This is a genomic window from Pseudidiomarina planktonica (genome assembly GCF_900177775.1).
Classification (GTDB): Bacteria; Pseudomonadota; Gammaproteobacteria; order Enterobacterales; family Alteromonadaceae; genus Pseudidiomarina; species Pseudidiomarina planktonica.
On record NZ_FXWH01000001.1, the window covers coordinates 281,705 to 296,567 of the forward strand.

General features: G+C 45.2%; 15 protein-coding genes. 7 read left to right on the forward strand and 8 right to left on the reverse strand.

Features of this window, described 5'->3' with window-relative positions; translation table 11 throughout:
* Nucleotides 1-32 precede the first annotated feature (32 nt).
* The 4 genes from CCE91_RS01255 (at nt 33) to CCE91_RS01270 (ending at nt 3,660) form a co-directional block, all read left to right on the forward strand.
* A complete protein-coding gene (locus tag CCE91_RS01255) occupies nt 33-1,748 on the forward strand; it encodes a hypothetical protein (RefSeq protein ID WP_086433448.1) in 1,716 nt (571 codons plus the stop codon).
* Nucleotides 1,749-1,782: 34 nt separating this feature from the next.
* A complete protein-coding gene (locus tag CCE91_RS01260; protein ID WP_086433449.1) occupies nt 1,783-2,253 on the forward strand; it encodes a hypothetical protein in 471 nt (156 codons plus the stop codon).
* A 73-nt stretch (nt 2,254-2,326) separates the two neighbouring features.
* Complete coding sequence (locus CCE91_RS01265; protein ID WP_086433450.1) at nt 2,327-3,250, forward strand: zinc dependent phospholipase C family protein; 924 nt, start codon at nt 2,327-2,329, stop codon at nt 3,248-3,250.
* Nucleotides 3,241-3,660, forward strand: a complete 420-nt coding sequence (locus CCE91_RS01270; protein ID WP_086433451.1) for a hypothetical protein — start codon at nt 3,241-3,243, stop codon at nt 3,658-3,660. The genes CCE91_RS01265 and CCE91_RS01270 overlap by 10 nt, the downstream gene beginning before the upstream one ends.
* On the opposite strand, the gene CCE91_RS01275 is transcribed toward CCE91_RS01270, so the two are convergent.
* The 5 genes from CCE91_RS01275 to CCE91_RS01295 all read right to left on the reverse strand — a co-directional run bounded on the left by CCE91_RS01275 (nt 3,657) and on the right by CCE91_RS01295 (nt 9,466).
* On the reverse strand, nt 3,657-4,631 hold the full coding sequence (locus tag CCE91_RS01275; RefSeq protein ID WP_126797186.1) for a hypothetical protein: 975 nt from the start codon (nt 4,629-4,631) through the stop codon (nt 3,657-3,659). The two genes, CCE91_RS01270 and CCE91_RS01275, sit on opposite strands and share 4 nt — an antisense overlap.
* Before the next feature lie 425 nt (nt 4,632-5,056).
* Nucleotides 5,057-6,157 (reverse strand): TniQ family protein, encoded by a 1,101-nt coding sequence (locus CCE91_RS12395; protein ID WP_157984148.1) that lies wholly within the window; start codon nt 6,155-6,157, stop codon nt 5,057-5,059.
* Nucleotides 6,115-7,005, reverse strand: coding sequence for a TniB family NTP-binding protein (locus CCE91_RS01285; RefSeq protein WP_086433454.1), 891 nt, complete (start codon nt 7,003-7,005; stop codon nt 6,115-6,117). The genes CCE91_RS12395 and CCE91_RS01285 overlap by 43 nt, the downstream gene beginning before the upstream one ends.
* A 6-nt stretch (nt 7,006-7,011) precedes the next feature.
* The gene (locus CCE91_RS01290) at nt 7,012-8,928 is read right to left on the reverse strand and encodes a Mu transposase C-terminal domain-containing protein (protein WP_086433455.1); all 1,917 of its coding nucleotides are present in this window, start codon (nt 8,926-8,928) and stop codon (nt 7,012-7,014) included.
* A complete protein-coding gene (locus CCE91_RS01295) occupies nt 8,921-9,466 on the reverse strand; it encodes a TnsA endonuclease N-terminal domain-containing protein (protein WP_086433456.1) in 546 nt (181 codons plus the stop codon). Before CCE91_RS01295 ends, CCE91_RS01290 begins: the two co-directional genes overlap by 8 nt.
* A 251-nt stretch (nt 9,467-9,717) precedes the next feature.
* Here CCE91_RS01295 and CCE91_RS01300 point away from each other — a divergent pair, with 251 nt between their 5' ends.
* A complete protein-coding gene (locus CCE91_RS01300; RefSeq protein ID WP_234996230.1) occupies nt 9,718-10,401 on the forward strand; it encodes an ATP-binding protein in 684 nt (227 codons plus the stop codon).
* Nucleotides 10,402-10,412: 11 nt separating this feature from the next.
* Here the strand turns inward: CCE91_RS01300 and CCE91_RS01305 are convergent, their stop codons facing one another.
* The 3 genes from CCE91_RS01305 to CCE91_RS01315 all read right to left on the reverse strand — a co-directional run bounded on the left by CCE91_RS01305 (nt 10,413) and on the right by CCE91_RS01315 (nt 12,495).
* Complete coding sequence (locus CCE91_RS01305) at nt 10,413-10,727, reverse strand: hypothetical protein (RefSeq protein ID WP_086433458.1); 315 nt, start codon at nt 10,725-10,727, stop codon at nt 10,413-10,415.
* A gap of 99 nt (nt 10,728-10,826) precedes the next feature.
* Nucleotides 10,827-11,882 (reverse strand): low-specificity L-threonine aldolase, encoded by a 1,056-nt coding sequence (gene ltaE / locus CCE91_RS01310; RefSeq protein ID WP_234996231.1) that lies wholly within the window; start codon nt 11,880-11,882, stop codon nt 10,827-10,829.
* The gene (locus CCE91_RS01315) at nt 11,863-12,495 is read right to left on the reverse strand and encodes a hypothetical protein (RefSeq protein WP_086434793.1); all 633 of its coding nucleotides are present in this window, start codon (nt 12,493-12,495) and stop codon (nt 11,863-11,865) included. Before CCE91_RS01315 ends, ltaE begins: the two co-directional genes overlap by 20 nt.
* 196 nt (nt 12,496-12,691) lie before the next feature.
* Between CCE91_RS01315 and CCE91_RS01320 the strand changes: the two genes are divergently transcribed.
* Complete coding sequence (locus CCE91_RS01320) at nt 12,692-13,666, forward strand: PLP-dependent cysteine synthase family protein (RefSeq protein WP_086433460.1); 975 nt, start codon at nt 12,692-12,694, stop codon at nt 13,664-13,666.
* Nucleotides 13,667-13,669: 3 nt separating this feature from the next.
* Entirely contained in the window at nt 13,670-14,833 is a 1,164-nt protein-coding gene (locus CCE91_RS01325; protein WP_086433461.1) for a cystathionine gamma-synthase, read from the forward strand.
* The last annotated feature ends 30 nt before the right edge of the window (nt 14,834-14,863 follow it).

Below are 14,863 nucleotides of genomic sequence, written 5' to 3' on the forward strand. Positions count from 1 at the left end.
GCTGCCTCTTAAAATTAGTAAGGCTGTTATTGATGACTGAATTAGTGATTAAGGATTTCCCTCAAGATGATATTCCTTGGACTGTAATCGAGTATAGGCATGTTAGTTGGAATGAGCAGTTACCTGACGAACCCCTAATAGAAGTTGTTCTCACGAATAAAGTACAGAAAAAGACCAAGATCGTGAAAATTGCAAAAAGCTACACATTGTACGCGACAAAGGGAACGATTTGGCTCAAGGGTGAGAGAATTGGTGTGCGTAGCGATGCTGTAGAAACAGAATTTAGATTTGACACGCTCGAATACAGTAAAAGCATCACGCCTTGGGAACCAATAATTTCTAGCGTTTCCGAGACCCCTAAATTATTTTATATCCCGCCCTATAGTTATTATATCCCTAAAGAACTCAGAGACTGTCGGTTCCACGTTTTTTATGCCAAAGACGGGACTGAAGTCATCGTGAGCTCAATAACTCTGTTTGACGGGTTATTCGGGCACAGCATGAAAGCCAAGCAGATTGTATTTAACTATAGTGCTGAGGATTCGATGAAACTGATGGAGTTTACGGACTTCGATGTGGAGGATTATCAAGAGCAACCAACAGAAGATGAGGTGGTGATTGGGCTTGCGAAAGATATACGCGATAACGATAGATACTTTTTGTATCACCTAAAAACGGCCATTAATGCAGCACATGCGGTTAATAAGATATATCGGCAATTAAGTGAGAATCGCAGCAAAAAAAGTTATATCGAGGTTCAGCCGTGGTTTAATCAAGATCATTATTGGAAAGTTCAAGGTGTCTGGCTAAGTGAACGGAAGCGATTTTTCGTATTACAAATTTTGAATTTCCAATACCCGTCGAGTCCGAATTTCTTTGTAGTCCGTGAAAACCATAATATTGCTGCAGAAGAGCATAAAGAAGAGGAAAAACCGCGACCTGGCAAAAAGAAAAACACGAATACTAAACCGACTGCAGCATCAAAGACTCGTCCCGGCAGCAACTCGATTCCAACTGATATAAAAATGTCTGGTGAAGATGAACTATGGGGTAGCACTGAGCTTCGAAAAGCGATTCCGAAAGAGAACAAAACTAAAAAGCTGACACTCCCACCTAAAGAAAGCGATCTTGGAAATGTATCTCCTAGCGGGATGAACAAATCTAACTCAACAGCAGGTAAAGCTAATCTGACTCGAAATCCCGAGGAGGATAACAAGACATCGGAGCGTCCAAAAACGATGCCTAATGCAGTCACTTTGATACAAAGAGCGTTGACCATACTATCGAACACTTTGTCGACGAATGAGATTGAATATTTAAACAAAAATGGTGAGTGGGTTAGCGCTATTGACGCCGGTTTATCGGAGTTATATGAACTACCTGGCCGTCAAAGATGGGGCGTCAATAGAACTAATGTTTTAATGAATATTAATGGCAAACAGATATATTCTCCCCGTGTTCTTGGTGTTTTTCATATGTCGATCAATGGCTCTTCATATTTTTTTGTTGCTATCGAGAGAATTAAAAAAGAGAGTTTTCGAACGGCTATCTTTGATATGGGGTGTAAAGAAGAATTTGTTAATTCTTTGGGCGCAATCGCGATGGTTCTAGAAATACACAAAGGCGTTTGGAAGAAGGTTTTTGATTCCGACTATTCGCTGGACAGGGTTATTACTCATTCAGGAAATGCAAAAAGTATCGCATCTCAAATTCGAATGAAGCTAAAGCTTAGCGACAGCAGTTCTTAAGGGGGATAGCGGCTTTATGATAAGGAACAAAATTATGCGATATGAAGCACTTGATACTGCTGCCAAGGACGCAGCGTTTGAACTCTTTTACTGGTTTGCGCGATTTGAGTTTGCTCTAAAAGAAAAATCGTATCTTCGTGACCGAACTGAGGGATCCAAAGCTCGCCCTTGTTGGGAGCGCTTTACCAATAGGTACAAAGGCACATACGTGGTTTCATCGGAAGCAGCAGAGCTAATAGAGCTGGTCCCTAAAACACAGTATATATCAGGAACCGGCGGACTGATTTGGGCTAAAACAAAACTGAACCACTGCAACAACGACTTATGCGTTTTAGTCGCGTACTTAAAAGCAGTAAGGAATAATCTATTTCATGGTGGTAAATCTGGTGATATCGAACTATATGATGTTAAACGCAATATTAGGCTGATGAGCTTAGGCAAAATAATACTGGACCAATTAGCATGTCAATCGGACATTGAGTCTGACTATAAGAGCCATTATTAGCATCTTACTCACGGATGGGAATGACAGCTTACTTCAACAAACATAACTGAACCATTTCAAAAGGAGAATTGATATGCCAGGAGCTTTCGCGCACATTACAGCTGCTAACTTAGCTTTTGCAGGTACAAATAGTTTAGATCAAATAGCGATTCCAAACAGCGCTCGGCTAATTTTAAGTCAGAACATTAAGTTTACAGAGCTTGGGTGCGTCTCTCCAGACTACCCATACCTAGTACTTGGTAATTCAGTCCAGAATAAGTGGGCAGATTTAATGCACTATGAGCATACTGGTGAGTTAATTAAAGAGTTGGCGAGGCGCTGTAAGGAAATGAATGGAAAGCCTCAGGAAAAGGTTTTTGCTTGGCTTTGCGGATACATTTCACATGTTATCGCCGACATAACGATTCATCCGGTTGTCGAGATGAAAGTCGGAGAATATGAACAGAATCAAAGTGATCATAGGACCTGCGAAATGAACCAGGATACCTATATTTGGAAACGTTTAAATTTAGGCCAAATAGGTGTCGCTGATCGCGTTAAGTTAAATATTGGTGATTGCGTTGACCGTAGCGGTGATATTGATCCAGACATTCAAAGTATATGGGAGGCTGGGTTGCTCGAAGTTCATCCGAGTTATGCCCGTGAAGCTCCCCCGCAAATGAGTGATTGGCACAATGGTTTTCAAAGAGTTGTCGACAATGCTGAAGAAGGATATCGGCGCTTATTTAAATGGGCCCGACATGTATCAGCTGCACTTGGTGCCGGCATTGCCTACCCAACTCCTGAAGAGCTGGAAATGACATACATAGAAGACTTAGATACTCCAAAAGGGAAAATGCACTACGACGATATTTTTGACTTAGCTGTAAGCAATATTCAGCAGTACGTCGGGTATTTAGGCCGATATGTATTCTCTGACGGTTCGCTCGATGAGTTTAAGAACTGGAACCTTGATAACGGAAAGGATGAACATCAGGAGTTAACGGCATGGCTATGATTTATAGAACAGTCACGGGAATTGCAGTTGTTTTGGCAGTCTTATTATCCGGCTGCAATAGTCACGCTGATACCAAAGATCCGGAAACTATGTACGATATCGCGTCAGAGCTAAAAGATATATCAACATCAGTTCAGGGGCTTGTTAAATATGGTAATGGCAATGAACTCTCTGAGTCTAACTTGATACTGCAGGCTATCGATAACGACGAATCTAGATTAGAGATCTTTAGCGATTACACCTTGCGCGTGCGAGTGGACGGACAACGCTCATCTGTTTTGCTTTGTGATGATGATATAGCGCTTATCGAGGATTCGGGATGCACGCCTGAAGTTGATCTTCACCACTGGAATACCGACGTAGCAAATCAATGCAGTTTTGTTCTTAACCTTGACAAAGTATGTGACTAATTCTGTTTAGCCCTTAGGCGTGTCAGGGGGTTAGGTACCCAGTAACTCTCTCCGTAAAGAGAGACACTAAAACCATCTTCGACGGTATTAAATTCTGTTATGTCTTGTGCCCAAGCGCTGATGTGATGAAGATATGATATCGAAGTCGCTAAGTATTCTCGGATATTTAGCGGCTCATTTGTTGGCGTTAAGCAACTTTCGACTAAGTGTTTTAGTTTTAACTCTGCGCTGACATTTGGGTACATCAATGGGCGGTCGACAAACAGAGATAAGTAGCTGATGAATCGGGTTAGCGAGCACCGCACTCCGGGCGATTTTATTGCCAATGTTAATAGACCATCTTCGATGAGATTCAGGTCAGTTATGGTTTCAAATAACAATCGCACGCTAGTTGATTCAAGTCGTATGGTTAGAAGCTTCGTTTTCCCAGTCTTATACTCATCAATGCGATCTGCAAAGTAAGTTTCAACAAGGGGGATGCAGTTTGCGGCAGATTTCAGTCTAATAATATCCAAGTTCTTATTTATTGTGCGCAGGTCCATGGCTTCTTTTAGGGCCAGGCGATGAAAGTGAGTGCCGGTTGATTCTAGATATCGTCTCGGTAGCGAAGATGCCCTGAGGAACCCGCCGTGAATAGACGATAGAAAGAATACATCTTCTGTCCAAACAATAGGACTTTCCTGCAGTCGCATAAAGAATTCTACAAACCGATTCTGAGTAAACGCTGATTTTTCAGCGCCCACTTCCAGAGTCAACCAATCGACAAAACCTGAGAATAACTGCTCGATACGTGGGGATGTAAAACCTGCACAGTTAATGTCTTTGCGCTTGCCATTGCGCCTCAGGGCTGAGCAATGATCACACAAGGCATTTCTAGCGCCTTTAGTTGGTGTGTTGCATCCCTGACAAAAATAGATTTTACTATTCGCGCAGCCAGAGCAGATAGATATGCCTGATTTTATCTCGTGCAAAGCCCGCCTAGCACCGCATTGAGGGCATTTAGGATTCAAGCGATAACGGCAATTTCTGCATAATGCTGTGCTTAAGTTGTATTTCTTACCGATAGATAATATTGCTACTCGGCCACAAAGGGAGCACTTACTTTCTGGCCTTAATTCATTTGCGCATGAACTGCAAAACAAGCCGAATTTATCGATCTTTCCGACCGGACGGCCAATACGTTCGCAGCGTCTGCACGGCGTTACTTTGGAGTAGCATTGATAACATAGAGGACGCTTTTCCGCACGGTGAATGCGTTTTGTTTTGTTGCAATTCGAGCACTCTCTTTTTATAAAAAAGTATGTATAACATGGGCCACAGTAACGCTTACCGCGATACTTACGATGAATAGTATCTGCGTATTGTTTGCATTGGTCGCATTGTCTTAGATCGTCCATCATGACAGCCCATGCTTCTTCAAGAACGTTTCCCAGCGTCTTTGGACAAGTCGCTTGGGTGTTGGTTTAAGTGAGCTTTTAGGTGAAGTTTTATTTAATCGACATGATTTAGTCTCTCTTCGTGGAAAGTGTTGCTCTAATGACTTTGGGAGGTGTGGCACGAAACTTCTAAGTCGACCAATTGGGATGCCTGAGTTTAGGAGAACAGAAGCTAACTCCTTTGGTGGCAGTTCTATAAGCGGAGCTGTCATTGTGAGTAAGTTGCGGCGGTCGTCGGAGTTGAGCCAGTCAAACGATAGCCTCCTAATATCAGAAAGTCTGCATTCATCCGTTTGTGCTGCGAGACTCAGAAGCAGTGGATCTGTAATGGCGTATTTTGAATCAGTTAACCGACGAAGCAATGCTATTGTGAAACGTAACAACTCAAACTTAGACTCGGCTTTCTCTTTATTTCTTAGCTCACTTATAAGCTGTTCCGTAAGTATTAGGATGCCTGGGTTACAATTTACCGTATCTGTATCACTGATATCCCACCGACAATGAGCACAATACTTTAGTTTTCCTCGTTTGAGCTTGTGGATCTCAACAGACTCCCCACATTGCGGGCAACAGTCAAGAAGTTCTACTTGGTGTTTGGTACAGATAGTAATGAAGGAGAGTCGCCATTTAAGGCGCAAGTATGGTTTATGGTCAGTGCGCAGGCACTCAGGGCAGAACTGAGTTGAACGGTTGGTGTTTACGCTTCTAGTACTGCGTTGAACTACCCATTTCCATGCAATTGAGTTGCTCAGACTATCTTTGCCTGTGATTTTCTGAACTATTGGGGCTAGTAACATTTGCTTAATTACTTCAGGATGAAGTGTAGAAATTTGGGTGAGTGCATTCGTTTGAGAAACATCTAAACCACGGTCAACATCCCGTGTCCAAGCACGCCACTTTGGCCATACGTGATTAACAATTTGTGAGGGCGTCGAGCGGTTGGCTAGACTTGCACGAACAAGCCAAGAGGATAAGCTCTCATCATCTAGGGGTTTAAGTCGAGCGGGCCATGGACCTCTTACAACTGAATTTCCCGCGGCCCTTCCGTTGGTGTATACCACGAGAAAGACTCCACGATTGATTTATCAATCTGCTCTGTTCCATTATTTATAGCTTCTATTGCGCAAACTTGCAGTAGTCCGTGAATATTTCCTAAATTTCCTTTTGAGATATTAAGAATTTTCTCACCAATTTCACGGCTCGCAAGGTTCGATGGTTTACGCAAGGGCAGCATTGTTTCGAATGTTTTTAGCAACGAAATAAAATCTTTTCCCTTTTCCCAAAGAGGTAAACGAACGATGGAAAAGCGACTCTGGATCTGAGCATCCTCTCTTATCACATTCGCAGCATTAGGGACGCCGCTTGCAATTACTGGGATCCGAAGTTTATTTGAAATTCGTTTAATCTCCGCCAGTATTTCACTTCGAGCTCTAGCGGTACCATTCATAAGTGTGTGGAACTCATCAATGATTAATAATTTTGTTTTGCTCTGCATCATTTGGTCGATAGCTGTACGCCGGAGCATGGCAAGGGTCTCGTTGGGAGTAATTGGGGCCCAAAACTCTTGAAGAATCGTATAGTACAAATCACGCATGTTCGGACCGGATAATTCAATCGCCACAACGGGCTTAATAAGCAGTTCGGTCTCTTCGCAGGTATAGCTTTGTCCGTGTAAGTGGGAAAACCGCTCGATCATTGAGGTCTTACCGTTATTCGACTCCCCAATAAACAGGATTGATGGCATCCGAGCTTGTTTGGGGTGATTGAGTGTTTCTGCAAACACATCTAACACACGGTTGGCCACTGGATAACTAATCCATCGTTTTTGCTTAAGAAACTCAATTCTGTTTTCATTAGATTGAGCGGCAACTTCTTTAAACTTGGGTGATAGATGTTTGAACTGGTCCATAGTGTGTTACTCAATATCGAAAATGTCGATTTCATCGCCTGAGTCCCAATCGTCTACCTCTTGTTCGGGGGATATTTCGGTTGAGATAGCGTTTGATTCTTCTTTAGCAGCAAAATGCTGGGCGGGAGTGATGGTCTTTTGATGGTTTTTCTTGCGTTGTGTTTTGCGTCGCGCGTCTTTTGTTTTTTTGCGAGCTTTCTCTTCTATTTCGCGCATATTATTTACAGCTCGGGATAGCATGTTCTGGTTGTACTCAGATTGCCCCTTTTTCTTCAAATAAAGCTTCGCTTCGTTGAGTTCCCAAATGCTTGTGAAATTGAGAGTTGGGTCTGCAAGCCCAACTTTGTGGTAGCTCTTTATGTCTTCATCGTACACCCAAACGTATCGAATATTTCTGGGATCTCGCCTTACAACATATTTCCGAGGCTTGCGAGTTTCTTGATCACGGATGCCGATCAGATGCCGAATATTGTCAGAGAAATAATAAATACCATCCCAAACGACACCCTGCGATCGGATCGTACGTTCTTTGTAGGGTAAAAAGCTAATCTCAATTGATAGTGGATCTGCTGGGACGTCCGGCCAACCGTGGGGTAACTCTTCAAGCTCGCCCTCAACAGACATCATCCACTTGGTCGTTGGCGGCACCCCGATACTTTCGTGGTTTGTATGGTGATACTCAATAATCGCGTTAGTTAGCCAACGCTCAAGTGAATTAAAGTCAAATATTGCGTTCTTTTCTGAGTCGTAAGAGCCGCGTACTTTGGGGCTATTAAAGGTTTTACCATCAAGCGCTTTTAGTCGGTTTTGAAAAGCGCCAAGAAGTCGTTCAATGTGCCCACCGTATTGCGGCTTTGCAACGGGGCGAAACTCTAAGTTTATGTTGTTCTCTAAGCAACCTATTCGCAAGGCATCTGAAGTAAAATCAGCACCATTATCAACGTGTACTTTTTTAGGGATGCCCCATACGTACCAATCAAGAGCTATATCTAAGTGCTTAAGCCATTGCTGCTTAGGTAGTATCGAGTGTGATAAGCACATGGCTACCGAGGTCGTGCTGGGGGCATCTAATGAGAGATAAAAGCCAGTTACCATCCGTGAATAGATATCAATCGCCATGGTAAGCCAAACACGTTTAATTGATTCACGGTGCTCATCATCAACAATGATGATATCTAGGGGTGTGTGATCGACTTGAATAACGCTTAATATTGAATCTACATTTGGGAATCTCCCGGCCCGAGCCGAAAAGCGGTTGTTAGCAAGATCCAAATGTCCGCGAGAGCGAAGTCGTCGCTCTTCAGGTACCAAGTTAATTCTTCTATAGATGGTTGATTGGGCCGGCGCTTTGAGTCCAGCGCTCTTGCATGCCTCTTTAATTCGGTCGTACACCATCTTTGGTGTGAATCGAGCTTTAGTGAGGTAGTAGTTTGCTATGCAATGCTCGATTATCTTATTCACGTCGTCACTAGTACGTATGTTCTTTCTTTGCCAACCGCGCTTTTGGTTGATAAGGCTTACCAGTGAGTTCGTGGCTAAATACGCATTAAGCCACCGGTATAGTGTTGTGTAATGAACTCCAGACTTCACGGCTTGTATCTTTATGTCTTGCACTGATGCAGTAGGTCCAAGCTCCAAAATAGGCTCTATGGCTTTAAACTTCCGCTTGGCTGCTTTTAATTCATCGGGAGGAATGGCGAGTATTTCGTCAGACGCTAAGTGTTCGCTCGGCGCTGCTTGAATAACATCAGTGACAATGTCTTGTAGTTTGGCGACTTTTACGTCTTTATCGTCTACTTTTTGAAGCAATACTTCTGACGACGTTAGGAACTCTTTAAGTAAGTAGTCGCCATCATCCATCTTCAGCAATGAGCCTCGGCGTAACTGTACCTTCGATTTTGATAGCTTGTGCAGGTCAGTCATTTGACTTCACCTTAAGGATGATAGTTTTTTCAGAAAGAGGAGTTGATAGATCAAGTTCGATATCATGTTGAAGAGTCAACCACCAAATCCGACTTATATTAGTTAGGTAGTCATTTCGGTTATTCGTGTAGCTTTCCAAAAATGCTTGGACAGTTGACGGTGTATTAATGGTGGCGAGGGATGTCAGAAGTTTTTCTCGTAATTCGGCCGATACGCTATGTGATGAAAAATTTTTTAGTTTTCGAATGTTCTCAAGCCGTAATCCTCGAATGCGCATATCATCACATATTTTGAAAATCCAACCTTGCTTTTTCGCTTCAGCAAAACCTGCTGCAAATTTCAGTCTTAGCTTTCCGAAGTCTTTCTTAATTTCATCGCGCTCTTTTACTTCAACGAGCCATGGTTTGACGTTTGATGAGCGGAAGTAAACTAAATAGTCGGGCGTGTAACGTTGGCGCCTGCCGCTCATGTCTATGTAGGACAGTTCAATTGGCTGAGAGACCACCTTAGCAACATTCGCGTCAAACTCCATTTGCATAATGAAGTCACGCTCCACTGTAGATTCGTGAGGAATACTTTCTTGTCCCCTGAACGCATAATAACCTCTACTGCTGCGACGGTTCGTGGGAATTTTACGTACGGGCGTTTGATATTTCAATTTATTCGCAGCTATTTCGGGAATTTATGACAATTTATCATCTATTATGGGAATTTCAATAGTATTTATTTCGGAAATAAATGCCTATAGGCCGCATTCTTATGTTTTAGTGTTAGCATTTATTGTGGGAATTGACAGGTTCTCCGCCGCGACCTGGAGAAATCTCGCTGGCGCATCAAAATGTTCTTTTCTTAGACGAATTACCCGAGTTTTCACGTCACGTATTAGACTGCCTGCGCGAACCCCTTGAAGCTGGATGCGTGACCATTAGTCGTGCCGCACAACAGACTACGTTTCCGGCAAAATTCCAGCTTATTTGTGCACTTAATCCTTCGCCCTGCGGTCATTTTGATGGCGACTTAAGTAGCGCCCGAGCCACCCCGGATCAAATCCTAAAATACCTAAACAAGTTGTCGGGACCTCTGCTCGATCGCATCGATATGCAAGTATCCGTTCCCCGGCAACCAGAAGCACTGCAACAGCAACAACCCGTTCATGAACCGCTCAGCAACAGTTGGCGCAAATTAGTGGTGCAGGCAAGGGAACGCCAACATAACCGCCAGCAGTGCTTAAACAGCGAACTGAACACTAAGCAGCTAACCAAGCATTGCTTACTTACTGAGGAAGACCACGGGTTTCTGGTAAAGGCAATCGACAAGTTTGGCCTATCGCACCGCGCTTATCATCGCCTATTGCGACTGGCCCGTACTATCGCCGATCTTGAAGGCGTGAATACTATAAGCCGCCAGCACCTGGCCGAAGCACTGAGCTACCGCGCACTGGACCGGTTGCTACAACAACTCCGCGATTTATAGGTTCCGGATTCTTAATTCTTTCGATACTTAAGGTTGCAATAAATAGCGCTGACGATAATAAAAACAACACCAAGCAATAGCATCAATCCAAATAGGTGTTCGTATGAGGGGTCTTGATAGAGCATGGCACATCCAATAAAAGATAATACGGACAAAGCGAACAAAGCACGGCCAAAAATGCTACCTATTTTGTCATGTTCTTTGTATTTATCAGGGTTCCATCCCGCGAGCATGTTCATCTTCTTTTTCACGCCGACTAGATAAGACGCAACGAGAGTTGGAACCGACACTAGAAGTATCACTAAAAGTATGCCAAATTCGTTCACTCTGAAATACTCCGCTGTTTGTTGCTTCTCATCAGGAGTAGTTATAAAGGTTGTTCTCTATCCGAGCCACCAAATAATCAAAATTTGGCTGTCGTTCAACTACCCGCGCCTGGCAAAAAACTCATGAATAGCCGAACTAACCGTGGCAATGTCACCAGCAGTAACGTCTAAGTGCGTTACTAAGCGCATGCGCTGGCTGGCAGGTACGCGAATCTGCTGAGCCATTAAATGGTCGGCTAATGCTTTGGCGGTGTCAGTGTCGGGCAGGTTCAGATACACCATATTGGTGTGCTGGGGTTCTACCCGAATGGCGTCAATGTCTTGTAGTAAGTCGGCAAGTTGCGCGGCATTGGCGTGGTCTTCAGCAAGTCGTTCCACATGATGCTCAATGCTGTGATCAATGGCTGCCGCTAGAATACCGGCCTGGCGCATACCGCCGCCCAGCATTTTGCGCCACCGGCGCGCTTTGGCAATGAGTGCCTCAGAGCCACAAAGTAGTGAACCCACCGGGGCACCAAGCCCTTTTGAAAAGCAAATAGAGACACTGTCGAATGGCTGGCCTAATTCGGCTACTGAGGAGCCTGTTGCTACTGCGGCATTGGCAATACGGGCGCCGTCTAAGTGCAATTGTAATCCGTGGCGATTGACCAGTTCACGCGCCTTTTGCATGTAGGACTGCGGAATGACTTTCCCGGTGTGCGTGTTCTCCAGAGCCAGCACACGGGTGATTGGAAAGTGTGGGTCATCGGGCTTAATACGCTGTTCAACCAGGTTCAAATCAAGCGTGCCGTCACTTTGTACTTCAAACGGCTGCGGTACTATGCCACCTAAAACTGCGGCGCCACCGGCTTCGTATCTGTAGGTGTGGTATTCCTGGCCAACCAGATATTCTTCGCCGCGCTGGCAATGGCTAAGTAAACCCAATAAATTACTCTGGGTACCACTGCTGCACAAAATGGCGTCGGCTTTGCCACTAAATTTGGCAACGCGTTGTTCCAGCGCATTTATGGTTGGGTCATCACCGAACACATCATCGCCTACCGGCGCAGCGGCCATAATGGCGCGCATAGCGGCGGTAGGGCGGGTAACGGTGTCGCTACGTAAATCAATGTAGTGCATAAACTTCGGAAGTTCCTTACTGAGCGTCAGGCTCATATCCCCACGCCGGCGGTGGTACGTCAACTGGCTTGGTTAAATCAAAATGAACCTCGAACAAGCGGCCCGGACGCGACAATTGATAACTAAAAGTGTTGTCATCAATAAAGGTAATCGTCCAGGTGTTTTGCTGAGAGGCAATTAAGTTGTTCGCAGCAAAAATAGTTTTGCTAGCTTCGTCAACCGGGAAGGCTTGTTGATTTGCGGTGCCGGGTTCATTGGTGTGACCGCCATAAGGCGAGGTGGCATCGGGCGTGCCGTCTTCATGCAGGTGAATATGCTGCAGTTGCAGGCCGGTATCGGTTTCGCTGATAACCCAGGTACGTGAGCGGTCTTCACCTACATGTAGTGGAATTTTCACTTCGTCAACAGCACAGTCGCGAATGTGCATGACCAGCCGTTGTTGCCACACGCTGTCGTCGGTATCGTCGCTTACCACTTCGCCTTCAAAAGCTTTACCGCAATGCGCAGTGATATTCGCTATAAACTGCTGCTGAACATCTTCGGACGCAACTGCTGCTGAACCAGGCTCGGTAGTTTGATCACAAGCACTGAGGAACAGTACAGATGCCAGAGTAATTGGGAGAAAACGAACTGCACGTGCTTTGGTCATGATACTTGCCTCTTGAAAATTCGAACCTACACTTTGCCATAACTTATACCAAAAAGCATGAACAGAATTGCCTTGGGACATTGGCATAACGGGTCTGCTTCATGGATAATAGCGAGCATATTTCGCGCATGCTTTGCAGCGGTAATTGAACGAACCCGAGGCAAAGTTAATTCGCCCAACACAAAAGGGACAACGCATGAAAGTTTTCACGAACGTACTGGATATGATTGGCAAAACGCCAATGCTGAAGGTAAGCAACATGGATACCGGGCCGTGCGAGCTCTATTTAAAACTTGAGCTAATGAACCCAGGTGGCTCTATTAAAGACCGCATTGCGGTGAGCATGATTGAAGCGGCCGAAAAAGACGGCAAGCTTAAGCCGGGTGACACCATTATTGAAGCCACCGCCGGTAACACTGGCCTGGGCCTGGCATTAGTAGCGGCTAGTAAAGGCTACCCACTGCAAATCATTATGCCCGACAAAATGAGTCAGGAAAAAGTAAACAACCTGAAGGCAATGGGCGCACAGGTCACTATGACCCGTTCTGACGTGCAGAAAGGTCACCCTGAGTATTACCAGGACATGGCTGCACGGCTAGCCGAAGAGCATGGCTACTTTTACGTAAACCAGTTTACTAATCAGGCCAACGTAGACGCGCATTATCGTACTACCGGACCAGAGTTGTGGGAACAAATGGACGGTAAGCTGGATGCCTTCGTATGTGGCGTAGGCTCAGGTGGCACCTTAAGTGGTGTTGGTAAATTCTTACGTGAAAAGAATGCCAAAGTAGATTTAGTGCTGGCCGATCCTGCCGGCAGTATCTTAGAACCTATGGTGAATCGCGGTGAAGTGGTTGAAGCCGGCAGTTGGCTGGCGGAAGGTATTGGTGAAGATTTCGTCCCTGATACCTGTGATATCGAGCTGGCCAACAAAGCCTACGCTATTACCGACAAAGAGGCCTTTAACACCGCACGCGAAGTGCTGGTGAAAGAAGGCATTATGGTGGGATCCTCCAGCGGTACTCTGATAGCCGCGGCGCTACGCTACTGTCGTGATCAAACTGAGCCAAAGCGCGTAGTAACCTTAGCCTGTGATACCGGGAATCGTTATTTGTCCAAGCTCTACAATAATGACTGGATGCGTGACAACAATTTATTAGACGGAGAATAAAGCATGTCCGACAACAAGAATTTGAAATTTGCTACGCGCACCATTCACGGCGGTCAATCGCCTGAACCAGTTACCGGTGCGGTAATGCCTCCAATTGTAACCAGCTCTACCTATATTCAGGAGAGCCCGGGTGTACACAAAGGCTTTGAATACTCGCGTTCACACAACCCAACGCGGTTTGCCTGGGAGCGCTCTGTTGCCAATTTGGAAGGTGGTAAGCAAGGTCTGGCGTTTGCCTCTGGCATGGCAGCCACCTCAACCATTATGGAATTGCTGGACAGCGGCGATCACGTGATTGCTATGGACGACCTTTACGGTGGAACTTTCCGCCTGTTTGATAAAGTTCGTGGTCGTTCTGCCGGGCTTAAATTTGATTATGTGGATTTAGCGGACATTAGCGCTATTGAAGGCGCTATTAACGACAAAACCCGCATGATTTGGGTAGAAACGCCAAGTAACCCAATGCTGAAATTGGTTGATATTGAAGCCATTGTGAAGCTGGGTAAAAAGCACGACTTGTTAGTGGTCGTAGACAACACCTTTGCCACGCCATATAACCAGCGCCCGCTGGAAATGGGTGCTGACATTGTGATGCACTCAGCTACTAAATACTTAAACGGTCACTCTGACATGGTTGGCGGTATTGCCGTAGTTGGCGATAACGACGACTTAGTGGAAAGAATGCTGTTTTTGCAAAACTCAGTTGGCGCAGTTGCGGGTCCGTTCGACAGTTACCTGGCGCTGCGCGGCGTGAAAACGCTGGCGCTACGTATGCAGCACCACAACCAGGCTGCCATGCAGCTGGCTGAGTGGCTGGAGCAGCATCCGCAAGTTGAGAAAGTTATTTATCCAGGGCTTGCCAGTCACCCGCAGCACGAATTGGCCAAACGCCAAATGAGTGGCTTCGGTGGCATGATTTCAATTTTGCTGAAAGGCGACATTGAAAAAGCTCGACGTTTTCTTGAATCGGTAGAGATTTTTGCGCTGGCTGAAAGCCTTGGTGGCGTGGAAAGTTTGATTGAGCATCCGGCCATTATGACGCATGCCTCAATTCCGAAAGAAAACCGTGAAAAACTTGGAATTCTCGACAACTTTGTACGCATTTCGGTGGGTATTGAAGACTTAGAAGACCTTATGGCAGACCTGGATCGGGCGTTAAGCGCCTGATCTGGCAAGGCTATTTACATTCTTTTACAA